22 protein-coding genes and 1 pseudogene are annotated in these 23,480 nt (G+C 71.2%); 12 read left to right on the top strand and 11 right to left on the bottom strand.

Translation table 11 applies throughout. The annotated features are described in order from the left end of the window. Window positions 1-2 precede the first annotated feature (2 nt). A complete protein-coding gene (locus FNH08_RS17140) occupies window positions 3-710 on the top strand; it encodes a lysoplasmalogenase (protein ID WP_322724687.1) in 708 nt (235 codons plus the stop codon). Here the strand turns inward: FNH08_RS17140 and FNH08_RS17135 are convergent. The 4 genes from FNH08_RS17135 to FNH08_RS17120 form a co-directional block, all read right to left on the bottom strand. After that, complete coding sequence (locus tag FNH08_RS17135; RefSeq protein ID WP_322724685.1) at window positions 610-1,596, bottom strand: CopD family protein; 987 nt, start codon at window positions 1,594-1,596, stop codon at window positions 610-612. The two genes, FNH08_RS17140 and FNH08_RS17135, sit on opposite strands and share 101 nt — an antisense overlap. A gap of 100 nt (window positions 1,597-1,696) precedes the next feature. Beyond that, entirely contained in the window at window positions 1,697-3,091 is a 1,395-nt protein-coding gene (locus FNH08_RS17130) for a CoA transferase (RefSeq protein ID WP_152772352.1), read from the bottom strand. Window positions 3,092-3,197: 106 nt separating this feature from the next. Beyond that, entirely contained in the window at window positions 3,198-4,718 is a 1,521-nt protein-coding gene (locus tag FNH08_RS17125; protein WP_152772351.1) for a S8 family peptidase, read from the bottom strand. 71 nt (window positions 4,719-4,789) lie between these two features. Then, window positions 4,790-6,346 (bottom strand): S8 family serine peptidase, encoded by a 1,557-nt coding sequence (locus tag FNH08_RS17120; RefSeq protein ID WP_152772350.1) that lies wholly within the window; start codon window positions 6,344-6,346, stop codon window positions 4,790-4,792. A gap of 423 nt (window positions 6,347-6,769) precedes the next feature. On the opposite strand from FNH08_RS17120, the gene FNH08_RS17115 reads away from it, so the two are divergent. From FNH08_RS17115 to moaA, 3 genes are all read left to right on the top strand, one after another. After that, entirely contained in the window at window positions 6,770-7,126 is a 357-nt protein-coding gene (locus tag FNH08_RS17115; RefSeq protein WP_322724684.1) for a DUF485 domain-containing protein, read from the top strand. Continuing rightward, window positions 7,123-8,748 (top strand): solute symporter family protein, encoded by a 1,626-nt coding sequence (locus tag FNH08_RS17110; RefSeq protein WP_152772348.1) that lies wholly within the window; start codon window positions 7,123-7,125, stop codon window positions 8,746-8,748. Before FNH08_RS17115 ends, FNH08_RS17110 begins: the two co-directional genes overlap by 4 nt. A gap of 151 nt (window positions 8,749-8,899) precedes the next feature. After that, a complete protein-coding gene (gene moaA / locus FNH08_RS17105) occupies window positions 8,900-9,889 on the top strand; it encodes a GTP 3',8-cyclase MoaA (RefSeq protein ID WP_322724688.1) in 990 nt (329 codons plus the stop codon). A gap of 14 nt (window positions 9,890-9,903) precedes the next feature. Here the strand turns inward: moaA and FNH08_RS17100 are convergent, their stop codons facing one another. Both FNH08_RS17100 and FNH08_RS17095 read right to left on the bottom strand, forming a co-directional pair. Then, window positions 9,904-10,170, bottom strand: coding sequence for a hypothetical protein (locus tag FNH08_RS17100; RefSeq protein ID WP_322724682.1), 267 nt, complete (start codon window positions 10,168-10,170; stop codon window positions 9,904-9,906). A gap of 239 nt (window positions 10,171-10,409) precedes the next feature. Next, entirely contained in the window at window positions 10,410-10,817 is a 408-nt protein-coding gene (locus FNH08_RS17095) for a DUF3099 domain-containing protein (RefSeq protein WP_152772346.1), read from the bottom strand. 248 nt (window positions 10,818-11,065) lie between these two features. On the opposite strand from FNH08_RS17095, the gene FNH08_RS17090 reads away from it, so the two are divergent. Continuing rightward, a complete protein-coding gene (locus FNH08_RS17090) occupies window positions 11,066-11,341 on the top strand; it encodes a GlsB/YeaQ/YmgE family stress response membrane protein (protein ID WP_152772345.1) in 276 nt (91 codons plus the stop codon). 138 nt (window positions 11,342-11,479) lie between these two features. Here FNH08_RS17090 and tyrS read toward each other — a convergent pair whose 3' ends face one another. Genes tyrS through FNH08_RS17075 form a run of 3 tightly spaced genes read right to left on the bottom strand, consistent with a single transcriptional unit; the run spans window position 11,480 to window position 15,716 of the window. Further along, window positions 11,480-12,745 (bottom strand): tyrosine--tRNA ligase, encoded by a 1,266-nt coding sequence (tyrS, locus tag FNH08_RS17085; protein WP_322724681.1) that lies wholly within the window; start codon window positions 12,743-12,745, stop codon window positions 11,480-11,482. Window positions 12,746-12,801: 56 nt separating this feature from the next. Further along, on the bottom strand, window positions 12,802-14,196 hold the full coding sequence (locus tag FNH08_RS17080; protein ID WP_152772343.1) for a metallopeptidase TldD-related protein: 1,395 nt from the start codon (window positions 14,194-14,196) through the stop codon (window positions 12,802-12,804). After that, entirely contained in the window at window positions 14,193-15,716 is a 1,524-nt protein-coding gene (locus FNH08_RS17075) for a TldD/PmbA family protein (RefSeq protein WP_322724678.1), read from the bottom strand. The genes FNH08_RS17080 and FNH08_RS17075 overlap by 4 nt, the downstream gene beginning before the upstream one ends. 249 nt (window positions 15,717-15,965) lie before the next feature. Here FNH08_RS17075 and fabG point away from each other — a divergent pair, with 249 nt between their 5' ends. The 3 genes and pseudogenes from fabG to FNH08_RS17060 all read left to right on the top strand — a co-directional run. Beyond that, a complete protein-coding gene (gene fabG / locus FNH08_RS17070) occupies window positions 15,966-16,682 on the top strand; it encodes a 3-oxoacyl-[acyl-carrier-protein] reductase (protein ID WP_152772342.1) in 717 nt (238 codons plus the stop codon). Between the two features lie 3 nt (window positions 16,683-16,685). After that, on the top strand, window positions 16,686-17,453 hold the full coding sequence (gene fabI, locus FNH08_RS17065; protein WP_045560796.1) for an enoyl-ACP reductase FabI: 768 nt from the start codon (window positions 16,686-16,688) through the stop codon (window positions 17,451-17,453). A gap of 244 nt (window positions 17,454-17,697) precedes the next feature. Then, window positions 17,698-18,045: pseudogene (locus tag FNH08_RS17060) on the top strand (hypothetical protein); the annotation flags it as partial. On the opposite strand, the gene FNH08_RS17055 reads toward FNH08_RS17060, so the two are convergent. Next, on the bottom strand, window positions 18,029-18,781 hold the full coding sequence (locus tag FNH08_RS17055; protein WP_152772341.1) for a FadR/GntR family transcriptional regulator: 753 nt from the start codon (window positions 18,779-18,781) through the stop codon (window positions 18,029-18,031). The pseudogene FNH08_RS17060 and the gene FNH08_RS17055 sit on opposite strands and share 17 nt — an antisense overlap. A gap of 83 nt (window positions 18,782-18,864) precedes the next feature. Here FNH08_RS17055 and FNH08_RS17050 point away from each other — a divergent pair, with 83 nt between their 5' ends. From FNH08_RS17050 to FNH08_RS17035, 4 genes are all read left to right on the top strand, one after another. Continuing rightward, the gene (locus tag FNH08_RS17050; protein ID WP_407704391.1) at window positions 18,865-20,304 is read left to right on the top strand and encodes a CynX/NimT family MFS transporter; all 1,440 of its coding nucleotides are present in this window, start codon (window positions 18,865-18,867) and stop codon (window positions 20,302-20,304) included. 184 nt (window positions 20,305-20,488) lie between these two features. Then, complete coding sequence (locus tag FNH08_RS53085) at window positions 20,489-20,605, top strand: SGM_5486 family transporter-associated protein (protein WP_152772339.1); 117 nt, start codon at window positions 20,489-20,491, stop codon at window positions 20,603-20,605. A 164-nt stretch (window positions 20,606-20,769) separates the two neighbouring features. Next, complete coding sequence (locus FNH08_RS17040) at window positions 20,770-20,982, top strand: hypothetical protein (protein ID WP_152772338.1); 213 nt, start codon at window positions 20,770-20,772, stop codon at window positions 20,980-20,982. 204 nt (window positions 20,983-21,186) lie between these two features. Next, on the top strand, window positions 21,187-21,705 hold the full coding sequence (locus FNH08_RS17035) for a SixA phosphatase family protein (RefSeq protein ID WP_152772337.1): 519 nt from the start codon (window positions 21,187-21,189) through the stop codon (window positions 21,703-21,705). A 67-nt stretch (window positions 21,706-21,772) separates the two neighbouring features. Here the strand turns inward: FNH08_RS17035 and serB are convergent, their stop codons facing one another. Further along, window positions 21,773-22,981 (bottom strand): phosphoserine phosphatase SerB, encoded by a 1,209-nt coding sequence (gene serB / locus FNH08_RS17030; protein ID WP_152772336.1) that lies wholly within the window; start codon window positions 22,979-22,981, stop codon window positions 21,773-21,775. Window positions 22,982-23,480 lie beyond the last annotated feature (499 nt).

Here is a 23,480-nt window from a genome sequence, read left to right as displayed (position 1 = left end):
GCGTGAGAGGCTCCAAGGCGCTGCTCGGCCTGTTCGCCCTCGCCGCCGCCGTCGATCTCGGGTCCCTCGCCGTCGGGTTCACCCCCGGGCACGTCGTCGCGAAACCGGTGCTGATGCCGTTGCTCGCCGGGTACGTCCACGTACGGGGTGGGCCCCGGCTGCTGGTCGCGGCGCTGCTGTGCGGCTGGGGCGGGGACGTGCTCCTGCTGTCCGACGCCGAGCCCGCGTTCCTCGCCGGGATGGGGTCCTTCGCGGCCGGGCACGTGTGCTACCTGCTGCTTTTCCGGCGATCCGGGCGTCCCGGGCGATCGGCACTCAGGGCGGCCCCGTACGGCTCCGCCCTCGTCCTCACGCTCGCCCTGCTCTGGCCCGGTCTGCCCGCCGAACTCCGCGTCCCCGTCGCCGGGTACAGCGTCCTGCTCACCGCCATGGCGTACGGGGCCGGACGCCTCGGGCCCGTCGCCGGACTCGGTGGGGCGCTGTTCCTGCTGTCCGACGCGCTCATCGCGACCGGTGTCGCCGACTGGCCGCAGCTCCCCCGCCCCGACCTGTGGATCATGCTCACCTATCTGGCGGCCCAGTACCTGCTCGTCCGGGGCACCCTCGGGTTCACCAGCGGATCGGCACCGGAAGCGCCGTCAGCAGCGCCGACACCGCCACGACCGCACCCAGCACCACCACCTCCGCACGCGCGGGGGAGCAGGCGCTGAGCGGGTCGCTCGCACGGGCCAGCCGGACGCGCGACACCAGCGCGAGGGCCGCGACGACGGCCATGAGGAGCACCTTGGCGAGCAGGGCTCGCCCGTACGCCGTCGTGGTCAGCTGCTCCAGGACCGTGTCCGGCGGCATGCGGCGCAGCGTGCTCCACACGCCGGTGGCGGTGACGGCGGCGAGGAGAACGGCCGCCACGCGCGCGTAGAGCCCCAGCAACGCGGCGCCCGCCTCCGTGACACCCCACTGCCGGAGCATCCGCAGGACGTGGAACAGCCCGCCCACCCACAGGGAGGCGCACACCACGTGAACCAGGGTCAGGCCGCTGCCGGTCAGCGCACCGTGCTCCGTCGTCGGGTGCGCGCGCAGGGCCTCCGCGACGGCGACCGCGGCGAGCGGCCACACCTGCGTGGCCGGGCGGCGCGAGAGGGCGCACAGGCCGGCCGCGGCGAACGCGTTCACCTCCAGCAGGGCGAGCTTGCCGTCCCGCGTCTCGTAGAGGCCCCCGACGTCGATGTCGGCGGGGCTCCGCGGCACCAGGTTGCCGGTCGCCACGACCGAGGCGAGACCCAGCGCGGCGACGAAACCGGCGGCCGCCGCGTACGGCGCCCAACTCCTCGGTGCCTCCGAGGGCGCCCCCGGCACCCGGCGCGCCAGCCATGCCGCGAACACCTCGCCCGCGGGCACGCACAGCGCCGCGAACAGCACCGTACGCAGCACACTGATGCCGACGACCCCCGGAGCCGCCGCCTCGCCCGTGCCGTCCAGTGCGACGCGCGGTCCGAGCAGCGGGATCAGGGCGGCGACGGCCACCAGGACGAGTACGGCGACGGCCCGCCCGACACCGGGGCGCGCGGTGTCGGCTGTCGGTCTGGTCAAGCTCACTCCCAGAGCTTCGCCAGTTGTCACAGATCCGGGCAAGTCACGGAAAGCAACTGGGCATACGATATTCCGCCCATAGGTACGCTTCCGGCCGCTCCACGATTCAAGCCCAGCGCGCCTCGTCCGCACCCCACACCCCGGGCGGGTGCGTCCAGTCGGCGGGTCCGCCCTCGAAGGACACCGGCGGCAGCGCGTACCGCAGCGTCCCGAGGGAGCTGCCGGTCTCGGCGACCCAGGGGCCGGGGCCGTCGTACGAGGCGCCGGCGGGGCCGCCCGGTACGGTCGGCCCGCCACCGCTCCTGCTGCCGCTCGTCAGCCAGGCCGCCGTCCTCGCGAGCGCGAGCTGGACGAGCCGCGTGCCGCCCTCCTCCCGCTGCTCGGTGATCGAGCGCAGCACGGCCGCGGCGAGCAGGAATCCGGTGCCGTGGTCGAGGGCCTGCGCGGGCAGCGCACCCGGCTTCTCGGGCGAGCCCTCGGTCACCGCGATCCCGGTGGCGACCTGCACCAGGCTGTCGAAGCCCCGGCGCCCCGCCCACGGGCCGTCCGCGCCCCACGCCGACAGCTGGGCCACGACGAGCCCTGGCCTCCGCTCGGCCAGCGCCTGCGGGGCGAGCCCGAACCGGTCCAGGGCGCCGGGCCGGTAGCCCGTCACCACGACATCAGCCTCGGCGAGCAGGTCCTCGAACGTGCGGCGGTCCGCGCGGTCGGTCAGGTCGAGCGTGGCCGACCGTTTCCCGAAGCCGGTGTCCGCGTGCTGGTCGGCGAGTTCGGGCAGCCCGGGGGAGTCCACCCGCAGGACGTCCGCGCCCAGGAGGCCGAGCGTGCGGGTGGCGACGGGACCCGCGATGACCCGGGTGAGGTCCAGGACGCGTACGCCCGCCGCGGGCAGCCCCGCCTCGCCCGTCGGCCGCCTGACCGGACCGGTCCCGACGATCTCCCTGTGCAGCAGCGGCCGGGCGGCGACGGCCCGCCCCTGCTCGTGCCCGGCCCACTCCTCGGGCGTGCGCAGGGCCACCGCGAGCCCTCCGGCGGCGTACACCGTGTCCTCCACGTCCGTCGCGGACCGCTCCTCCAGAGTCGCCGCCACCGTCTCCACCGACACGTCCCCGGGCAGCCCCAACGCGTCCAGCAGGCGCGCCCGGTGATGCGGGTAGTTGGCGTGCGTCCGCACCCACCCGTCCGCCGTCCGCCAGAACCGCGACAGCGGAGCGAACGTGACCGGCTGCCGCCCGTCGACCAGCAGATGCGACTCGCTCACGAAGGCCGTGGCGACCGCCCCGTCGTCGACCCGCACCCGGGGCACCTCCGCGAGTCCGGCCCGACGCGCCCCCAGTTCGGCGGCGGCCAGCGCACACGCGCCGACACAGGCGCGCGCCAACTCCCGTACGGGCAGCCGCGCCTGAAGCGCCCCGATCCGTACGACCTCCGACACGCGCGGGAGCAGAGCCGGATCGCCGCCCAGCGCCTCCCACACGGACTCCGTGTTCACAGCATCCATGGGTGCACTATGCAGTGTGTACTCGATCAACATGTGTACGTGGGGCAGCAAGCGAAAGGGCCGGGCGGTACAGCGCCGCCCGGCCCGATCCCCCTTACCCGAAGCCCTACTTCGTCACCGCGTCCAGCGCGTCAGCGGTGCCCCAGCCGTAGAAGCCGTTGCGGTTCTTCGAGCCCTCGCACACCGCGTCGACCTTGCCGTCGCCGTCGATGTCGTACGGGTCCGTGCACGCCGTGGCGTCCGCCTCGGCGTACAGCAGCGCCTTCACCAGGGCCGGCGGGGCGTACGGATGCGTCGACTTGATGAGCGCGGCGACACCCGCGACATGCGGGGACGCCATCGACGTACCCGCCATGTAGCCCCACGTGCCACCGGGCAGCGTGCCCAGGATCAGGCCGCTGGTGGCGGGCGGGGCCGGGGTCTGGTAGCGGGTCGAGTCGCCGCCGGGGGCGGCTATGTCGATCACGCCCAGACCATGGTTGGAGAAGGACGACTTGATGCCCTTCGCCCCCGTCGACGCGACCGTGACGACACCCGGCAACTGCGTCGGTATGTCGAGGCACTTCGACGGGTCGACCACACGGTCCGACGGTGTCGTGTCGTTCGGGGACGACGGGTCGGTGATCTCGTCGGAGGCGAGGTCGTAGTTCTCGTTGCCCGCCGCCGCGACGTTGACCGCGCCCTTCTTCTCCGCGTACCGGGACGCCCGGGTGATGGCGTCGACGAGCGCCTTCTGGTCCGGGTCGTCCTTGCAGTTGAAGTACCAGGGGTCCGTGTAATAGCTGTTGTTCGTGACGTCGACGCCGTGCTCGGCCGCCCACATGAACCCGCAGACCACGGCCTCCGTGTAGAAGAAGCCGGCCGGCGTGGACACCTTGATGCCGGACACCTTCACCCCGGGCGCCACACCGGTCATCCCGACGCCGTTCTTGGCCGCCGCTATCTCGCCCGCCACGTGCGTGCCGTGCGGGCTCTCGGTGGCGCCGGGCCGCCAGGCCCCGTCGGTGGTGTCGGGCTTGCCCGTCACGCAGTTCACCGACGCCTTCCGGTCGAAGTTCGGCGCGATGTCGGGGTGTGTGTCGTCGACGCCCGTGTCGATGACGGCGACCGTGACGTTCCGGCTGCCGAGCGACTTCTCGTGCGCCTTGTCCGCCTTGATGGCGGGAAGGTCCCACTGCAACGGCTCCAGCGGGTCCTGCCCGGCCTCCGCGTCGGCGGCCGCCGCCTCCTTGGCGGTCAGCACCTTCGGCGTGTCCAGGTCGGTCGTCGACTGCGCGGGCAGCGGCGCGGTGCGTGTGGCACCGGCCGACTGCACACCGCGCACCTTGCGGATCGCCGTGGCGAAGCCGGCGTCCGAGGAGTGCACGACGATGACGCCTATCCGGTCGTACGACGTCACGATCGTGCCGCCCGCCTTGGTGATGGCCTTCTTCACGTGCGAGGAAGTGCCGTGCCCGGGGCGGACGTTGACCACGTAGCTGAGCGGCGTGGCGTCGGTGGCCGCCTCCTGGGAGGCCGCCGGCGAGGCCGACGCCACCGTGTTCGGCAGGACGGCGAGAGCCGTCGCCATGGCCATCCCCAGCGGGATCGCCACCACACGGCGGGAGCGCTTGTGAGGCGCTGTCATGGTGTCTCCAGTTCGTTCGCGGGAGGAGCGGATGCGAGCTGTGCTGGTGAGGAATCAGCCTGTGGCGGCGGCTACTTGACGGCCTTGAGCGCGTTGACGATGCCGGCCCCGTAGAAGCCGTTCACCTTCGTGCCGCCCTGGCACACCGCGTCCTGCGTGCCGTCGCCGTCCTGGTCGTACGACTCGGGGCAGGCCGTCTTGTCGGCCTGCGCCTTCAGCAGCCGCTGCAACTGCGTGCCGTTCGCCCACGGGTGGGTGGACTTCAGCAGCGCGGCGACACCCGCGACGTGCGGCGACGCCATCGAGGTGCCCTGGAGGAAGGCGTACTGCCCGTTCGGCATGGTGGACAGGATCCGGCCGTCCTTCGACGGGGTGTCCGGGAGCTGGTAGCGCCGGTCGCCGCCGGGCGCCGCGACGTCGACGACGCCCTTGCCGTACGTCGAGTAGTACGACTTGAGGTTCTGGACGCCCGTCGCGCTGACCGTGACGACACCCGGCAGCTGGGTCGGCACGTCGAAGCACTCGGAGGGGTCGATGGTGCGCTCGACCGGGGTCGAGTCGTCGGGGCTGGAGTCGTCGACGATCGCGTCGGAGGCGAGGTCGTGGTTGGAGTTGCCCGCCGACGCCACGTTCAGCAGGCCCTTCTTCTGCGCGTACAGCTGGGCCCGGTTGACCGCGTCGACGATGGCCTTCTGGTCGGGGTCGTCCACGCAGTTGTAGAGCCACGGGTCCACGTAGTAGCTGTTGTTCGTGATCTCCACACCGCGGTCGGCGGCGAACACGAAGGCGCAGACGACGCTCTCCGGGTAGAACAGGCCGTTGTTCGGGTCGCTGACCTTGATGCCGGAGACCTTCACACCCGGGGCGACACCGGCGACGCCGACGCCGTTGCGTGCCGCGGCTATCTCACCGGCGACGTGCGTGCCGTGGTAGTCGTCCGCGGTGTACGGGCGCCAGGCGCCCTCGCTGGTGTCCGCGACGCCGCCGACGCAGTTGGCCGACTGGGACGCGGAGAAGTTCGGGGCGAGGTCCGGGTGGGTGTCGTCGACGCCGGTGTCGATGACGGCGACGGTGACCTTCTTGCTGCCCGGGTTGATCTTCGCCGCCTTGTCGGCGCCGATCGACCGCAGGTCCCACTGGTCGGCCTCGAGGGGCTCGCTCTCGGGGGTCTTCGCCGACGCGGCCTTCACCTTGGCGGCCTCGTCGGCCGTCAGGTAGTCCGCGGCGCCCTCGTCGGTCGTGCCCGCCGCGACCAGGGGAGTGGTCCGGGTGGCGCCCGCGGACTGCACGCCGCGCACGGCACGGATCTGAGCTCCGAAGCCGGGGTTGGCCGAGTGGACCACGATCACGCCGATCCTGTCGTACGTGATGACGACGGTCCCACCGGCCGCGGCTATCGCCTTCTTGACGGACGCGATGGTCCGCTTGTCCGTCTTCGTGTTGACGACGTACGCGAGATTCGGACCGTCCTCGGTCGCCGAGGCGGCCGAGGCAGCCGATGCGGCGGAGGACGCCGAGGTCAGTGGAGCGGCCGAGGCGACACCCGGCAGGGAGCCGAGGGAGGCGGTCAGCGAGAGGACGACCGGAACCGCGAGCGCGAGACGGCGTCTTGAGCGCAGATGAGCCATGGGATCTCCACATCATCCGGAAACGAAACCCGCCCGCGACACGAGTGGTGCCCGGGCAGGTACATGACGGGTGGTTCAGCCCGAAGCTATCTCCCGCTGTCCCTGGCCAGCAACGACTTACGGCGACGACGGCCGAAGTACAGGGAAACCCCTCGCCTGAGAGGACCCTGTGACCAGTTGCGACCCCTTGCGAAAAGAACCGTGCGGGAGTTGAACCGGTTCCCGCGCGCCGCCGTGACGTTGAGCAGGGAGCCCGAGCACCATCGGGCACCCTGTGGGATCACGCGCCGCGCACGTAGCGTCGCCGGCCGGCGTGATCCACATCTACTCGAGGATCAGAACCGTCATATGTCCGAAAACGACCCGTCCCCGTCGTCACCCCCGTCCACCGGGGCAACCGAAACCGCAACGCGAGGAGACTCCGTGGCAACCGACGCACCGCCCCCCTCGAAGGCAGAGCACCAACTCCCCCCGACCGAGGAGTTCGTCCGGGTCCAGGAGAGCGCGGACTTCGGTGAACTGCGCCGCTCCCACCGCTCCTTCGCCTTCCCGCTGACCGTCGCCTTCATCGCCTGGTACCTGCTGTACGTCCTGCTCTCCAACTACGCGGGCGACTTCATGGGCACCAAGCTGTTCGGCAACATCAACGTCGCCCTCGTCCTCGGCGTCGCCCAGTTCGTCACCACGTTCCTCATCGCCTGGTGGTACTCCCGGCACGCCGCCGCGAAGCTCGACCCCAAGGCCGAGGCCATCAAGTCCCAGATGGAGGGCGGCGCATGAGCCCCGTACAGCAGACCGTTCTCGCCGCGGGTGAGGCCAGCGAGCACCGGCCGCTGATCATCTCCCTGTTCGCGGTGTTCGTCGTGGCGACGCTCGGCATCACCATTTGGGCGGGCCGCCAGACCAAGGACGCCGCCGACTTCTACGCGGGCGGCCGCCAGTTCAGCGCCTTCCAGAACGGACTCGCGGTCTCCGGCGACTACATGTCGGCCGCGTCGTTCCTCGGCATCGCGGGCGCGATCGCCATCTTCGGCTACGACGGATTCCTCTACTCCATCGGCTTCCTGGTCGCCTGGCTGGTGGCGCTGCTCCTGGTGGCCGAGCCGCTCAGGAACTCCGGCCGCTACACCATGGGCGACGTCCTCGCGTACCGCATGCGCCAGCGCCCGGTGCGCACGGCGGCCGGCACCTCCACGATCGTCGTCTCGATCTTCTACCTGCTGGCCCAGATGGCGGGCGCGGGCGTCCTCGTCTCGCTGCTGCTCGGCATCACCTCCGACGCGGGCAAGATCGGCATCGTCGCCCTCGTCGGCGTCCTGATGATCGTGTACGTCTCCATCGGCGGCATGAAGGGCACCACCTGGGTCCAGATGGTCAAGGCCGTGCTGCTCATCGGCGGCACCCTCCTGATCACCTTCCTGGTGCTGCTGAAGTTCAACTTCAACATCTCCGACCTGCTCGGCACGGCCGCCGAGAAGAGCGGCAAGGGCTCTGCCTTCCTGGAGCCCGGCCTCCAGTACGGCCTGACCGGCACCTCGAAGCTGGACTTCATCTCCCTCGGCATCGCCCTGGTCCTCGGCACCGCCGGTCTGCCGCACATCCTGATCCGCTTCTACACGGTGCCCAACGCCAAGGCCGCCCGGAAGTCCGTGAACTGGGCGATCGGCATCATCGGCGCCTTCTACCTGATGACCATCGCCCTCGGCTTCGGCGCCGCCGCGCTGATCTCCCAGGATGAGATCATCGAGTCCAACCCGGCCGGCAACACGGCGGCACCGCTGCTCGCCCTGCACCTCGGCGGCGTCGACTCGGCCGGGGGCGCGATCCTGCTGGCCACGATCTCGGCGGTGGCCTTCGCGACGATCCTCGCCGTCGTCGCCGGCCTCACCCTCGCCTCGTCGTCGTCCTTCGCGCACGACATCTACGCCAACGTCATCAAGAAGGGCAAGGCCACCGAGAAGGAGGAGATGCAGGCGGCACGCTGGGCGACCGTCCTCATCGGCATCGTCTCCATCGCCCTGGGCGCCCTCGCCCGCGACCTCAACGTGGCCGGCCTGGTCGCGCTGGCCTTCGCGGTCGCCGCGTCCGCCAACCTGCCCACGATCCTCTACAGCCTGTTCTGGAAGAAGTTCACCACCCAGGGCGCGCTGTGGTCGATCTACGGCGGTCTCATCGTGGCCGTCGGCCTGGTGCTGTTCTCGCCCGTCGTCTCCGGCGACCCGAAGGCGATGTTCCCCGACGTCGACTTCCACTGGTTCCCGCTGAAGAACCCGGGCATCATCTCCATCCCGTTCGGCTTCCTGATGGGCTGGCTGGGCACGGTCCTGTCCAAGGAGGAGCCCGACACCGGCAAGTACGCCGAGCTGGAGGTGCGTTCCCTCACGGGCACCGGGGCCCACTGAGTTCCGGCACGGCACGCGGGGCCGCCGTAGGGATCTACGGCGGCCCCGCGCCACGTCCGGTGGGAGATCCGGACCCACGCCGGTTGTCAGTGGCGTCACGTAGGCTCGCAGGTGTCGGAGAATGGGTGATCCGTTCGAGGGAGGGGCCCACGTGCTCATCGACACCTACGGCCGAGTGGCGACCGACCTGAGGGTCTCGCTGACCGACAGGTGCAACCTGCGCTGCACGTACTGCATGCCCGAGGAGGGCCTGCAGTGGCTGGCCAAGCCCGACCTGCTCACCGATGACGAGATCGTCCGCCTCATCGACATAGCCGTGCGGACACTGGGCATCACCGAGGTCCGCTTCACCGGCGGCGAGCCGCTGCTGCGCCCCGGCCTGGTCGGCATCGTGGAGCGCGTCGCCGCCCTGGAGCCGCGCCCCCAGATGTCCCTCACCACCAACGGCATCGGCCTCAAGCGCACGGCGACGGCCCTGAAGGCCGCGGGCCTGGACCGGGTGAACATCTCGCTGGACACCCTCCGCCCCGACGTCTTCAAGATCCTCACCCGCCGCGACCGCCACAAGGACGTCATCGAGGGCCTCCACGCCGCCCGCGAGGCCGGCCTGACCCCGGTCAAGGTCAACTCGGTCCTGATGCCGGGACTGAACGAGGACGAGGCCCCCGACCTCCTGTCCTGGGCCGTGGAGCACGACTACGAGCTGCGGTTCATCGAGCAGATGCCCCTGGACGCCCAGCACGGCTGGAAGCGCGACGGCATGGTCACCGCCGGCGACATCCTGGCCTCCCTGCGCACCCGCTTCGAGCTGACGCCCGAGGGTGACGACGAGCGGGGCTCCGCCCCCGCCGAGCGCTGGATCGTCGACGGCGGCCCCCACCGCGTCGGCGTGATCGCCTCCGTCACCCGCCCGTTCTGCGCGGCCTGCGACCGTACGAGGCTGACGGCCGACGGTCAGGTACGCACCTGTCTGTTCGCCCGCGAGGAGACCGACCTGCGCGCCGCGCTCCGCTCGGGCGCCCCCGACGAGGAGATCGCCCGCATCTGGCGGCTGGCGATGTGGGGCAAGAAGGCGGGCGCGGGCCTGGATGACCCGTCGTTCGTCCAGCCGGACCGCCCGATGTCGGCGATCGGGGGCTGATCCACTCCGCGCCGCTACTGCGCGCCGCCCTCGCTGCCCTCGGGAGCGCGCCACTCCTCCAGCTTCACGACGTCCTTCAGGAACCCCCGCACGCCCAGGAACTGCGAAAGATGCTCGCGATGCTCCTCGCACGCGAGCCACGTCTTGCGCCGCTCCGGCGTGTGCAGCTTCGGGTTGTTCCACGCCAGCACCCACACCGCGTCGGCGCGGCAGCCCTTGGCGGAGCAGATCGGTGAGGACGGCTCGGGACCGGGATCGTTGCCGGGGACGTTCAGAATCACACCCCGACCCTAACGCCCCCGCACCACGGAAAAGCGCCGGGAAAAGGCGACGCCGAGCAGCCACGGGGGGAGCTGCCCGGCGTCGGTCTGTCGCTCCGACGGGGGATGCGGAGCGCGTACGAAGTATGTCACGGGTACCCCGTGGCCCGGCACCGGAACAACATGATTGATCTGAGCTTTTCCTGAGCTTGGTGGCTGATTGGATTCCGCTTCCGCGCGAATCCCGGAGGTCAGGTCCGCTACCGGGGCTCACCGCCGAGGCCGGCCTTGGGGTCCGGGACGTCCTCCGGGTCGGATTCCGCGAAGCCCGTCCCCTCTCCGTCGCGGTCCTGGCCGGGATCGCTGTCCCGCGGGGGCGCGATCATCGGCTTCAGAGGGGTCCTGACGAACGTCGACGGCAGCGAGGGCGCGTTCTCCCGGCCGGCGTTGGCGATCACCACGGCGATGTAGGGGAGAACCGCGCCGAGCACCAGCGCGACGATGGCAACGTGCCGCTCGACGTTCCACAGGGTCGCGGCCGCGATCACGGCCAGCGTGCGGACCGACATCGAGATGATGTACCGCCGCTGCCTGCCGCGCACGTCGTCGGCGAGTCCCTGCCGGGCCCCGGTGATTCGGAAGACCTGGCCGTCGCTCTGCTTCCGCATCACGTTCCACCACCCGCCTGCATCGGACGCTCCCCCGGCACGTGCCCAGGCCCGGGACGCGGTCTGGGACCGGGACCCGAACAAGCCCAACGTTACGCCGCGTCTGCGTCACCCACGAGACCGGGGGACCCGTCCGGGGAGCGCACGGACTGCGCTCCGGCGCGTACGGCCGTGCACCGCATGCGCCGTACCGCCCACCGGCGGAAACTGGAGCGACAGCTCACGTCGAGCCGTACGAGGAGGCAGCCATGGGCTGGTTGTGGGCGATCATCGTGGGCTTCGTCCTGGGCCTGCTGGCCAAGGCGATCATTCCGGGCAAGCAGCACAGCCCGCTCTGGCTGACGACCATCTTCGGCATGCTCGGCGCCGTCATCGGCAACGCGATGGCCCGAGGCTTCGGCATCGAGGAGACCCCCGGCATCGACTGGGGCCGCCACATCTTCCAGCTCGCGGCGGCCATCGTGATCGTCTTGTTCGGCGACATGGCGTACACGTCGCTACGGAACCGCAAACAGAAAGCGTAAGGGGCCTGCGGGCCCCAAAGGGGCCGCAGGGCCCTTAAAGGGGCGCGGGGAACTGCGCGAGCAACCACAAACAACCCGCACACGGCAAGGCAGCGAAACCCAAACGGCGCTCCCCCGGACCCGGCCCCTTACGCGGACCTAACCGATGACCTCAACCGCGGCCAGATTCTTCTTCCCCCGCCGCAACACAAGCCACCGCCCGTGCAACAGATCCTCCTCGCCCGGGACGGAGTCCTCCGCAGCGACCTTCACGTTGTTCACGTACGCCCCGCCCTCCTTAACCGTCCGCCGCGCAGCGGATTTGCTGGCCACCAGCCCGACCTCCGCGAAGAGATCCACGACAGGACCGAGCTCGGCGACCTGGACGTGCGGCACCTCGGAGAGCGCCGCGGCCAGCGTCCTGTCGTCCAGGTCCGCCAGCTCGCCCTGCCCGAAGAGCGCCTTGGACGCGGCGATCACCGCGGCTGTCTGGTCCGCGCCGTGCACGAGCGTCGTCAGCTCCTCGGCCAGCGCACGCTGCGCGGCCCGCGCCTGCGGACGCTCCTCGGTCTGCGCCTCCAGCGCCTCCAGCTCCTCGCGGGACTTGAAGGACAGGATTCGCATGTACGTGGAGATGTCCCGGTCGTCCACGTTCAGCCAGAACTGGTAGAACGCGTACGGCGTCGTCATCTCCGGGTCGAGCCAGACGGCGCCGCCCTCGGTCTTGCCGAACTTGGTGCCGTCCGCCTTCGTCATCAGCGGTGTCGCCAGCGCGTGCACGTCGGCATCCGGCTCCAGCCGGTGGATCAGGTCGAGTCCGGCCGTGAGGTTGCCCCACTGGTCGCTGCCGCCCTGCTGGAGCGTGCAGCCGTACCTCCGGTACAGCTGCAGGAAGTCCATGCCTTGCAGGAGCTGGTAGCTGAACTCCGTGTAGCTGATGCCCTCGGAGGACTCCAGCCGGCGGGCCACCGAGTCCTTCGTAAGCATCTTGTTGACGCGGAAGTGCTTGCCGATGTCGCGGAGGAACTCGATCGCGGAGAGGCCCGCGGTCCAGTCGAGGTTGTTGACCATCACGGCCGCGTTCTCACCCTCGAAGGAGAGGAACGGCTCGATCTGGCCGCGCAGCTTGTCGACCCAGCCGCCGACCGTCTCCGGATCGTTCAGCGTGCGCTCCGCGGTCGGGCGCGGGTCGCCGATCAGACCCGTGGCCCCGCCGACCAGCGCCAGCGGACGGTGCCCGGCCTGCTGGAGCCGGCGCACGGTGAGCACCTGCACCAGATGCCCCACGTGCAGCGACGGTGCCGTCGGGTCGAAACCGCAATAGAACGTGACGGGACCGTCCGCGAGCGCCTTGCGCAAAGCGTCCTCGTCAGTGGACAGGGCGAACAGGCCCCGCCACTTCAGCTCGTCGACGATGTCCGTCACGGTCTCGCATCTCCTTGAAAGATCCTCAGGCAGTCGAGTGACTACCGGCTACGAGGTTATACGCCCTGACTGACAGAGCTCATGTTGAAGTCCGGCACCCTCAGCGCGGGCATCGCAGCCCTGGTGAAATAGTCGCTCCACTCCCTCGGCAGGGTCTTCTCCGTGCGCCCGGCCTCGGTGGCCCGGCCCAGCAGGCCGACCGGCGACTCGTTGAACCGGAAGTTGTTCACCTCGCCGGTGACCTCGCCGTTCTCCACGAGGTACACACCGTCCCGGGTCAGCCCGGTCAGCAGCAGCGTCGCCGGATCGACCTCGCGGATGTACCACAGGCAGGTCAGCAGCAGCCCGCGCCCGGTGTTCGCGACCATCTCGTCCAGGGAGCGGTCCTCGCCCCCGTCCAGGATCAGGTTCCCGATCGACGGCGTCACCGGCAGCTCGGTCAGGCCGGCGCTGTGCCGGGTGGTCGTCAGGTGCCGCAACTCGCCGCCCCCGATCCACTCGGTCGCCGACAGCGGCAGCCCGTTGTCGAACACCGACGCGTCGTCCCCGGAGGAGTGCGCGAGCACATACGGGGACGACTCCAGCCCCGGCTCGTTCGGGTCGCTGCGCAGCGTCAGCGGCAGCTCGGTCAGCTTCTCGCCGACCCGCGTGCCCCCGCCCGGCTTGCTGAAGACCGTACGGCCCTCGGCGGCGTCCCGGCCCGAGGCCGACCACATCTGGTAGATCAGCAGGTCCGCCACGGCCGTGGGCGGCAGCAGCGTCTCGTAGCGCCCCGCGGGCAGCTCGACGCGCCGCTGGGCCCAGCCGAGCCGTACGGCCAGCTCCGCGTCCAGCGCCGCCGGGTCGACGTCCTTGAAGTCCCGCGTCGACCTCCCGGCCCACGCCGACCGCGTACGGTCCGGGGACTTGGCGTTCAGCTCCAGCGTGCCGTTCGGCTGGTCGTGCCTGAGGCGCAGCCCCGTCGACGTCCCCAGGTAGCTGGAGACGAGCTCGTGGTTGGCGAACCCGTACAGCTCCCGGCCGCCCTCCCGCGCGCGGGCGAACGACTCCCCGAGCGCCGGCGCGAAGTCCGCGAACACGGCGGACGAGGTCTCGGCGGGCGCGTCCGTGAAGTCGGGCGCCTCCGGGACGCCGGAGACGAGCGGTTGGGCGTCCTCGGAGGGTCCCGCCCCGCGCGCGGCGGCCTCGGCGGCCCGTACCAGCGGCTCCAACTCCTCGGCGGTGACGGCGGACCGCGACACGACGCCGGACGCCGTGCCCTCCTTGCCGTCGACGGTCGCGATGACCGTGAGTGTGCGCCCGCGCGTGACCCCGTTCGTGGTCAGCGCGTTGCCCGCCCAGCGCAGGTTGGCCGTCGAGTGCTCGTCGGCGATCACCACACAGCCGTCGGCCCGGGACAGTTCGAGGGCGCGCTCGACAACTTCGTGCGGCTTGTTCGTACGGGCGCTCATCGACCGGCCTCCTGCGTGGTGTTGAGGATGTTGACGCCCTTGAAGAGGGCCGACGGGCAGCCGTGCGAGACGGCGGCGACCTGGCCGGGCTGGGCCTTGCCGCAGTTGAAGGCACCGCCGAGGACATACGTCCGGGGCCCGCCGACGGCGGCCATGGAGCCCCAGAAGTCGGTGGTCGTCGCCTGGTACGCGACGTCCCGCAGCTGCCCGGTGATCCGCCCGTTCTCGATCCTGAAGAACCGCTGCCCGGTGAACTGGAAGTTGTACCGCTGCATGTCGATGGACCACGACCGGTCACCGACGACGTAGATCCCGCGGTCGACGCTCCCGATCAGGTCCTCGGTGGACATCCCGGCGGGGTCCGGCTGGAGCGACACGTTCGCCATGCGCTGCACGGGCACGTGGCCGGGGGAGTCGGCGTACGCGCACCCGTTGGACCGCTCGAAGCCGGTGAGCCGGGCGATGCGCCGGTCGAGCTGGTAGCCCACCAGGGTGCCGTCCTTCACCAGGTCCCAGGACTGCCCTTCCACCCCCTCGTCGTCGTACCCGATGGTCGCGAGACCGTGCTCGGCGGTGCGGTCACCCGTGACGTTCATGAGCTCGGAGCCGTACTTCAGCTTGCCGAGCTGGTCGAAGGTCGCGAAGGAGGTCCCGGCGTACGCGGCCTCGTACCCGAGAGCCCGGTCCAGCTCCGTCGCGTGCCCGATGGACTCATGGATGGTCAGCCACAGGTTGGACGGGTCCACGACCAGGTCGTACACGCCCGCCTCGACGCTCGGCGCCCGCATCTTCTCGGCGAGCAGCTCCGGGATCCGCGCCAACTCGTCGTCCCAGTCCCAGCCGGTGCCCGTCAGGTACTCCCACCCGCGCCCGACGGGCGGCGCGAGGGTCCGCATGGAGTCGAACTCGCCGCTGGACTCGTCGACGGACACGGCGGTGAACTGCGGATGCAGACGCACCCTCTGCTGGGTGGTCATGGTCCCGGCCGTATCCGCGTAGAACTTGTTCTCGTGCACCGTGAGCAGCGAGGCGTCCACGTGGTCGACCCCGTCGGCCGCCAGCAGCCGCGCGCTCCACTCGGCCATCAGCCCCGGCTTCTCCTCGTCGGGCACGCTGAAGGGGTCGATCTCGTACGAGGACACCCACGTCTGCTCGGCGTGCACGGGCTCGTGGGCCAGCTCAACCCGCTCATCGGACCCGGCGGCCCTGATCACCTGGGCGGAGAGCTTCGCCATGGCCACGGCCTGCGCGGCGACCTTCGCGGCCGCGTCCATGGTCAGGTCCACGCCGGACGCGAACCCCCAGGTCCCGCCGTGCACCACCCGCACCGCGTACCCGAGGTCGGTCGTGTCCGACGACCCGGCGAGCCTGGCGTCCCGCAGCCGCCAGGCCGCGCCGCGCACCCGCTCGAACCGGAAGTCCGCGTGCTCGGCCCCCAGGGCACGCGCGCGTGCCAGCGCTGCGTCGGCCAGCGCCCGTAGGGGCAGTGCCGTGAAGGCTTCGTCGATGGAATGAGGCACCGAGGTCTCCCTGTTGTCGTCGCCTGTCGGATCCGATCATGTCGCGCGCGCGGGCACCGCGCCCACATCTTTCCGTTTCGATGGCTTCGGCGGCCGCCCCTTTCTGTAGGGACCCCACAGCGAGTCCCGTGTGCCACTGTCGGTGCCCGAATGTCCGCGAGGCCGGGCGGACCGATAGGTTTTCGGGGAAGCCGCCTGTCAGCCACCTGTTCGGGCGGGCGTCCAGACCGCTAACGAAAGGGTGATCCGTTGAGCCGCTCGGTTCTCGTCACCGGAGGCAACCGGGGCATCGGCCTCGCCATCGCCCGCGCGTTCCACGACGCCGGCGACAAGGTCGCGGTCACATACCGTTCGGGTGACCCGGAGGCTCTTCAGAAGGAGGGCTTCCTCGCCGTCAAGTGCGACATCACCGACACCGAGCAGGTGGAGCAGGCATACAAGCAGATCGAGGCCGAGCACGGCCCGGTCGAGGTGCTGATCGCCAACGCCGGCGTCACCAAGGACCAGCTCCTGATGCGTATGTCCGAGGAGGACTTCACGTCCGTCCTCGACACCAACCTCACCGGCACCTTCCGCGTCGTGAAGCGCGCCAACCGCGCCATGCTGCGCGCCAAGAAGGGCCGCGTCGTGCTCATCTCGTCGGTCGTCGGTCTGTACGGTGGCCCGGGGCAGGCCAACTACGCCGCGTCCAAGGCCGCCCTCGTCGGCTTCGCGCGCTCCCTCGCCCGTGAGCTCGGCTCGCGCAACATCACCTTCAACGTCGTCGCGCCGGGCTTCGTCGACACCGACATGACCAAGGTCCTCACCGAGGAGCAGCGCGCGAACATCGTGTCGCAGGTGCCGCTCGGCCGGTACGCGCAGCCCGAGGAGGTCGCCGCGACGGTGCGGTTCCTGACCTCGGACGACGCCTCGTACATCACTGGAGCCGTCATCCCCGTAGACGGCGGACTGGGAATGGGTCACTGAACCATGAGCGGAATCCTCGAGGGCAAGCGCGTCCTGATCACCGGTGTGCTGATGGAGTCCTCCATCGCCTTCCACACCGCCAAGCTGGCCCAGGAGCAGGGCGCCGAGATCATCCTCACCGCGTTCCCGCGCCCCACGCTGACCGAGCGCATCGCCAAGAAGCTCCCGAAGCCCACCAAGGTCATCGAGCTCGACGTCACCAACGACGAGCACCTCGGGCGGCTGGCCGACATCGTCGGTGAGGAGCTCGGCGGTCTGGACGGTGTCGTGCACTCCATCGGCTTCGCGCCCCAGGACGCCCTCGGCGGGAACTTCCTCAACACGCCGTTCGAGTCCGTGGCCACCGCCATGCACGTCTCGGCGTACTCCCTGAAGTCGCTGACCATGGCCTGTCTGCCGCTGATGCAGAACGGCGGCTCGGTCGTCGGCCTCACCTTCGACGCGAAGTTCGCCTGGCCGCAGTACGACTGGATGGGCCCGGCCAAGGCCGCCCTGGAGGCGACCAGCCGTTACGTCGCCCGTGACCTGGGCAAGCAGAACATCCGCTGCAACCTCGTCTCCGCCGGCCCTCTCGCCTCCATGGCCGCCAAGTCCATCCCGGGCTTCGGCGAGCTGGCCGCCGTGTGGGACGACCGTTCGCCCCTGGAGTGGGACCTCAAGGACCCCGAGCCGGCCGGCCGCGGTGTCGTCGCCCTGCTCAGCGACTGGTTCCCGAAGACCACCGGCGAGATCATCCACGTGGACGGCGGTCTGCACGCGATCGGTGCCTGATCGCTGCCGCTGAGCTCGGCCGACAGCGGAGGGCCCGCGTCCTTACGGAGGCGGGCCCTCCGCGCGTCCACTGGGTGTGCGCCCCGGTGCGTGCGTCCTGGTGCGTGCGTCCCGGTGCGTGTCCCCCGTTCGGCCCATCCGGCCGGGCGGCCGGGGACGGCGACTCGCAGGCTGGTTACGCGTCCACCGCGTGCGTTCCCTCCCCAGCCCGGCAGAGGAGGTCACCCTTGTGCGTGTCTTCCCTGTGCGTCTGTCCCGCGGCCTCGCCCCGGTGACCGTGGCCGTCGCCGCCCTCCTGACGCTCCTTCCGTACGAGGCCGTGCCGCACGCGCCTGGGGGCGCACAACCGCCCGCCGAGGGCGATCCGTTCGGCGCCGAGTGCCGTACGGACATCACGGGCTCCCGCGTGATCGCGTACTGCCACAACGCCTACGTGGACACCGACCGCGTACGCCTCCACATCGAGTGCGACCGCTGGTGGGACATCGACAGCGACGGCTCCCCGGTGGAGGCCGGTCCCGCGCGGACCGTGCGGCTCACCGGCCGCTGCTGGAAGGAGGTCCGCTCGGCGTGGGTCAGCCACCAGAGGCTGCGGCCCTCTTCGGACGACCCGGATGACCCGGATGACCAGGATGACCAGGGCGCCCCGGACGATCCGGACGACCCGGACGGCACGTGAACGGATAGCTAGCGGCCTCCACGGCGGCCGCCTCCGCGTCGCCCGCGCGGATCGCGTCGACGAGCCGGGTGTGCTCCATGTACGTCTCCGGGGTCAGTTCCTCGCCGACGTCCCAGCGCAGCCAGTCCCGCAGCACCTCGCCCAGATCCGCGTACATCGCCGTCATGGGGTCGTTGTGGGAGGCCGCCACCACCGCCATGTGGAACGTCGCGTCCGCCGCCACGAAGGTCTCCGAGTCGCCCGACTCCCAGGCTTCCTCGCGGCGGCCGAGGAGTGCGTCGAGCTGCTTGAGGTCCTTCTCGGTGCGTCGCTCGGCGGCCAGCCGCGCGGCACTCGACTCCAGAGCGGAGCGCAGCTCGGCGATGTGGTTCGGGTCGGCGTCCGCGAAGCGACGCTGCATCACGACGGCCAGCTCGCTGGTCGCGACGACGTACGTGCCCGAGCCCTGGCGGATGTCCAGCAGGCCGTTGTGCGCGAGGGCCCGCACGGCCTCACGGATCGTGTTGCGGGCCACGCCCAGCTGATCGACCAGCTCGGGCTCGGTGGGGATGCGGGACCCGACCGGCCACTCACCCGAGGTGATCTGGTTCCGCAGCGAGGCGATGACCTGCTCGGACAGCGCCGAACGGCGGGGATGGCTCAGCGGCATGGCATTACCTTCGCACAAAGTTCATCGGCAGCGGGGTGCCGGGAGTGGACAGTCAATCGTCCCATGATTCTATGATGGGCCGCATGGCACGCGAGGAGACACGGACAACATTCCCACCGACCCGGCCCGCACCCCCTGCACGAGGCCCGGCGGACACGGAGTCCGGGGACCGCGGCACGGCCGGCTCCCCGGACGCGGACGCCGGGTTCCCGGGTGAAACGACCCGCACGCGCGTGTGGGCGACCCGTCTCATGGTCGTCGGCATCGTGCTCACGGCCCTCAACCTGCGCCCCGCCATCACAAGCCTCGGCGCCCTCCTCGAAGAGGTGCGCGCCGGGCTCGGCATGAGCGGCAGCGTCGCCGGACTGCTCACCTCCGTACCGCCCCTCTGCTTCGCGGTCTTCGGAGGCCTGGCACCCCGCCTCGCCCGCCGCTTCGGACCGGGCACCGTGGTCTGCGCGGGCATGGTCGCGATCGCCACCGGCCTGGCGGTCCGGCCCTACGCAGGGACCACGGCCGGCTTCCTGGCCGCCAGCGCCCTCGCCCTCATGGGCATCGCCGTGAGCAACGTCCTGATGCCGGTGATCGTCAAGCGCTGGTTCCCGGACCGCGTGGGCTCCATGACCGGCCTGTACTCCATGGCCCTCGCCCTCGGCACCTCCGCCGCGGCGGCGATCAGCGTCCCCATGGCCGACGCCCTGGGCGGGAGCTGGCAGTCGGGCCTCGCCGCGTGGGCGGTGCTGGCGGCGGTGGCCGCGCTGCCGTGGCCCGCGGTGGCACGCGCGCGGGGGACGGGTTCCGGGCGCGGCTCGGCGGACCACGGGGCTTCGTCGGGCGACGGCGCCTCTCCGGACCAGGGTGCCTCTGAGGGCCACGGCGCTTCTGAGGGCCACGGCGCCTCTCGGAGCGTGCCGTCCCCCCGGCGGGACCCCGACGCGCTGCGTATCACCCGGAGCCGTACGGCCTGGGCGCTCGCCGGGTTCTTCGGGCTCCAGGCCACCGCCGCGTACATCACCATGGGCTGGATGGCGCAGATCTTCCGCGACGCGGGCGTCCCGGCCGGTACGGCGGGCCTGCTGCTCGCCGTCACGATGGCGATGGGCGTGCCCCTGGCCTTCGTGATACCGCGGCTCGCCACGCGCCTGCCCCACCAGGGCCCGATCGTGGTGGCCCTGGGCGTGTGCGGGCTCGCCGGGTACGCGGGCCTGTACGTCGCCCCGGCGGGCGGTGCCTGGGCGTGGGCGCTGCTGGTCGGCGTCGCGAACTGCGCCTTCCCGCTCGCTCTCACGATGGTCGGGATGCGGGCGAGGACATCGGCGGGCGTCGCCAAGCTGTCAGCCTTCGCGCAGAGCACCGGCTACCTGATCTCGATCCCGGGCCCGCTCCTGGTCGGTGTCCTCTACCAGCACAGCGGCGGCTGGGGCCTGCCGCTCCTCCTCATGTCGGGCCTCATGGTCCCGCAGATCGTGCTGGGCGTCCTGGCGGGCCGGGACCGGACGGTGGAGGGCGAGGCCGCGCGCTGAGCCGGGAGCCGGGAGCCGTGCGCGGAGCCGGGACCCGCGCACTGGCCAGGAGCCGGACGCTGAGCCGGGAGCCGGTACGCCGGGCCGGGACCCGCGCGCCGACCCGGGCGGCGACCCGGGCGGCGGGCAGGCCCCGGCCGACCCCACCGGCGGCCGGGCGGGCGATGGGTGCGAGACTGGCGGCATGCCTGTGCTCGACCCGAACCCCCAGAACGGCCAGAAGAAACTGCTGCTCGTCTTCGGCACGTTCTTCGCCATCTTCGTGATCATCGGCATCATCGCGACGATCGCCTCGCCCTGACGAGCCGGCCCGATGGTGGGGCTGGCACCACCATCCCCTAGGGGGTGAGGGTCAGGGTCAAGTGGGTGGATCACCGGATGGGCCGCGGGGCTCGCATTCCGTAGCTTCGAGATGTGGCCGCGAGGACGCGGCCCACGGACCACCCGAGGACCCACGGAGGCGGCATGTCGGCCCGTACGCACACCCGGCCCCACCCGGCGACCACGGGCCGCGTCGACATCCGGATGCCCTGGTGGGCCCTCGTCCTGCCCATGGTCGCCTTCGCGGCCCTCCTGCTCCTGATCCTCAACCCGTCGGACGCCCAGGCGGCGACCGCGAACCCCGCGCTCACCCAGCTCTTCGACTGGATACAGCAGGCCCTGTACGGCATACGGTGACCAGGGCACGGCACGCCGTGACAAGGGCCGGAGCCGCCCCGGGACGCCAGTGGGGCGAGTGGGGCGTCAGGACCCGCGTGACCGTCGGAGAGGCGGCGCGGGGCGGGGAAGGGAGCGCGACCAGGGAGGACCGCTTCCGGACGCCCCGAAGGCGCTCGTCAACTCCCTGCGCCCCGTGGCGTGTTTCATGCGAAGCTGGGACGCATGAGCGTCGCAGAACCCCGCAGGATTGTCCTCTTCCGGCATGCGAAGGCCGACTGGCCACAGGTGACCGACCACGAGCGGCCGCTCGCTGACCGGGGCCGCAAGGACGCCGCCGTCGCCGGCCGCAAGCTGGCCGACTCCGGCATCCCCTTCGATCTGGCCCTCTGCTCCACCGCGGTCCGCACCCGCGAGACCTGGAAGCTCGCCGTCCATGAGCTGCCCCACCGGCCGAAAACGGTCTACGAGGAGCGGATCTACGAGGCCTCGCCCGGTGAGCTCATCGCCGTGCTCAACGAGCTCCCCGACGACGCCCAGAACGTCCTCCTGATCGGCCACAACCCCGGCGTGCAGGGCCTGGCCGACATCCTGGCCGGCCGCTCCGAGGGCGACGCCCGTGAACGGATGAGCAACCGCGGCTACCCCGCGGCGGCCTTCGCCGTGCTCTCCTTCGACGGCACCTGGAAGACCCTGGAGCCGGGCGTGGCCACACTGCTCGACTACTGGGCGCCCACGGAGTAAGGCCCGACCGCAACGACGAGGGCCCGGCACCCATGGGTGCCGGGCCCCTTCACGTACCGTGCCCGGGTCAGACGTCCTCGTGCATGTCCGCCGCCTCGACCTCTTCACGCGTCACACCCAGCAGGTAGAGGACCGTGTCGAGGAAGGGGAAGTTCACCGCCGTGTGTGCGGCCTCCCGCACCACCGGCTTGGCGTTGAAGGCGACACCGAGCCCGGCCGCGTTCAGCATGTCCAGGTCGTTCGCACCGTCACCGATCGCCACCGTCTGCGCCAGCGGCACGCCCGCCTCGGCAGCGAAGCGCCGCAGCAGCCGCGCCTTGCCCGCCCGGTCCACGATCTCGCCGACGACTCTGCCCGTGAGCCTGCCGTCGACGATCTCCAGCGTGTTGGCCTGCGCGAAGTCGAGTCCGAGCCGCTCCTTCAGATCGTCCGTGACCTGGGTGAACCCACCCGAGACGACCCCGACCTGGAAGCCCAGCCGCTTCAGCGTACGGATCAGCGTGCGCGCCCCCGGCGTGAGCCGTACCTCGCTGCGCACCTTGTCCACCACCGAGGCGTCGAGCCCTTCGAGGAGCGCCACGCGCGCGTGCAGCGACTGCTCGAAGTCCAGCTCCCCGCGCATCGCGGCCGCCGTCACCTCGGCGACCTCCTTCTCGCACCCGGCGTGCGCGGCGAAGAGCTCGATCACCTCGTCCTGGATGAGCGTCGAGTCCACGTCCATGACCACCAGCCGCTGGGCCCGCCGGTGCAGCCCGGCGGGCACCACCGCCACGTCCACGCCCAGCGCCACCGACTCGGTCACCAGGGCCGTGCGCAGGGTCTCCGGCTCCGTACCCGACACGGCGAACTCGACCGCGGTCACCGGGTACTTGGCGAGCCGGAAGATACGGTCGATGTTGCCGCCGGTCGCCGTGATCCGCGCCGCGATGCGGGCCGTCGACTCGGCGGTCAGCGGGTGCCCGAGCACGGTGACGAGGGAGCGCCCGAGACCACGCGGACGGTTGTCGCCGAGGCCCGAGATGATCTCCGCCTGCATCTTCATGGACTCCGCCCAGCTGTGGACGGTCGCCCGCAGATCGCCCCCCTGCCCGCCGGGCGGCTCGGTCACGAGCGCGCACAGCACCATCCGGCCTCGGGTGACGACCTGCTCGATGTCGACCACGTCGACGGAGTAGGCGGCGAGGGTGTCGAAGAGCCCGGCCGTGATGCCCGGCCGGTCCTTGCCGAAGATCTTGACAAGGAGAGTGGGGACGTCAGAGGTCTGCGAAGCGCTCATGGTGTACCCACCGTATCCGGCGCGCCGTGCCCGTCGCCTCCGAGGTCCCCCCAGCGGACGGCGAACACTGGGTTGCGCGCGGATGACGTGCAGCTTGATCATCGGCGACGTGCGCCGGGATGTGCGGTGTCATGGGAACGGCCTCAACGCCCTCGCGGCCTCGGCGGCGGTGGAGGCGGAGGGGGCGCGTCGTCCGGCGGAGGCGGCGGCTCCGGCCAGTCCCGCGAACCCGAGCGGGGGCGCTGCGGAGGCCTCCGCGGGGGCGGGGTGAACGGCCGTGCCACCGTGGGCGCACCGTACACGTCGGGCCCCTGCGCAGGTCCTGCGGCGCCCGGGGGCGGCGCACCGCCGGACCGATCCCGGTCCTCGGGCCGCGTGCCGCCGCCCTCCCTCCGCAGCTCGTCCGGCAGCCGCAGGTACGGATTGGTGTCCGGGTTCGGCGGCCGGTGCGGCGCACTCGGCGTGTACGGCCCCGACGGCGCCCCCTGCGCTTCATACG

The sequence above is a fragment of the Streptomyces spongiae genome (assembly GCF_009377185.1).
In the GTDB taxonomy this organism is placed as follows: domain Bacteria; phylum Actinomycetota; class Actinomycetes; order Streptomycetales; family Streptomycetaceae; genus Streptomyces; species Streptomyces spongiae.
Note: the sequence above shows the minus strand (reverse complement) of the source record. Positions and strands in the feature narration are given on the sequence as shown.

Bases quoted from the DNA above. Each gene is read 5' to 3' on its own strand.
- FNH08_RS17040 (WP_152772338.1), top strand. From the start codon at position 20,770: ATGTCGGCCCGTACGCACACCCGGCCCCACCCGGCGACCACGGGCCGC.
- serB (WP_152772336.1), bottom strand. From the start codon at position 22,981: ATGAGCGCTTCGCAGACCTCTGACGTCCCCACTCTCCTTGTCAAGATC.
- fabI (WP_045560796.1), top strand. From the start codon at position 16,686: ATGAGCGGAATCCTCGAGGGCAAGCGCGTCCTGATCACCGGTGTGCTG.
- FNH08_RS17055 (WP_152772341.1), bottom strand. From the start codon at position 18,781: ATGCCGCTGAGCCATCCCCGCCGTTCGGCGCTGTCCGAGCAGGTCATC.
- FNH08_RS17035 (WP_152772337.1), top strand. From the start codon at position 21,187: ATGAGCGTCGCAGAACCCCGCAGGATTGTCCTCTTCCGGCATGCGAAG.
- FNH08_RS17110 (WP_152772348.1), top strand. From the start codon at position 7,123: ATGAGCCCCGTACAGCAGACCGTTCTCGCCGCGGGTGAGGCCAGCGAG.
- FNH08_RS17130 (WP_152772352.1), bottom strand. From the start codon at position 3,091: ATGGATGCTGTGAACACGGAGTCCGTGTGGGAGGCGCTGGGCGGCGAT.
- FNH08_RS17095 (WP_152772346.1), bottom strand. From the start codon at position 10,817: ATGCGGAAGCAGAGCGACGGCCAGGTCTTCCGAATCACCGGGGCCCGG.
- FNH08_RS17050 (WP_407704391.1), top strand. From the start codon at position 18,865: ATGGCACGCGAGGAGACACGGACAACATTCCCACCGACCCGGCCCGCA.
- FNH08_RS17090 (WP_152772345.1), top strand. From the start codon at position 11,066: ATGGGCTGGTTGTGGGCGATCATCGTGGGCTTCGTCCTGGGCCTGCTG.
- FNH08_RS17080 (WP_152772343.1), bottom strand. From the start codon at position 14,196: ATGAGCGCCCGTACGAACAAGCCGCACGAAGTTGTCGAGCGCGCCCTC.
- FNH08_RS17120 (WP_152772350.1), bottom strand. From the start codon at position 6,346: ATGGCTCATCTGCGCTCAAGACGCCGTCTCGCGCTCGCGGTTCCGGTC.
- FNH08_RS53085 (WP_152772339.1), top strand. From the start codon at position 20,489: ATGCCTGTGCTCGACCCGAACCCCCAGAACGGCCAGAAGAAACTGCTG.
- FNH08_RS17125 (WP_152772351.1), bottom strand. From the start codon at position 4,718: ATGACAGCGCCTCACAAGCGCTCCCGCCGTGTGGTGGCGATCCCGCTG.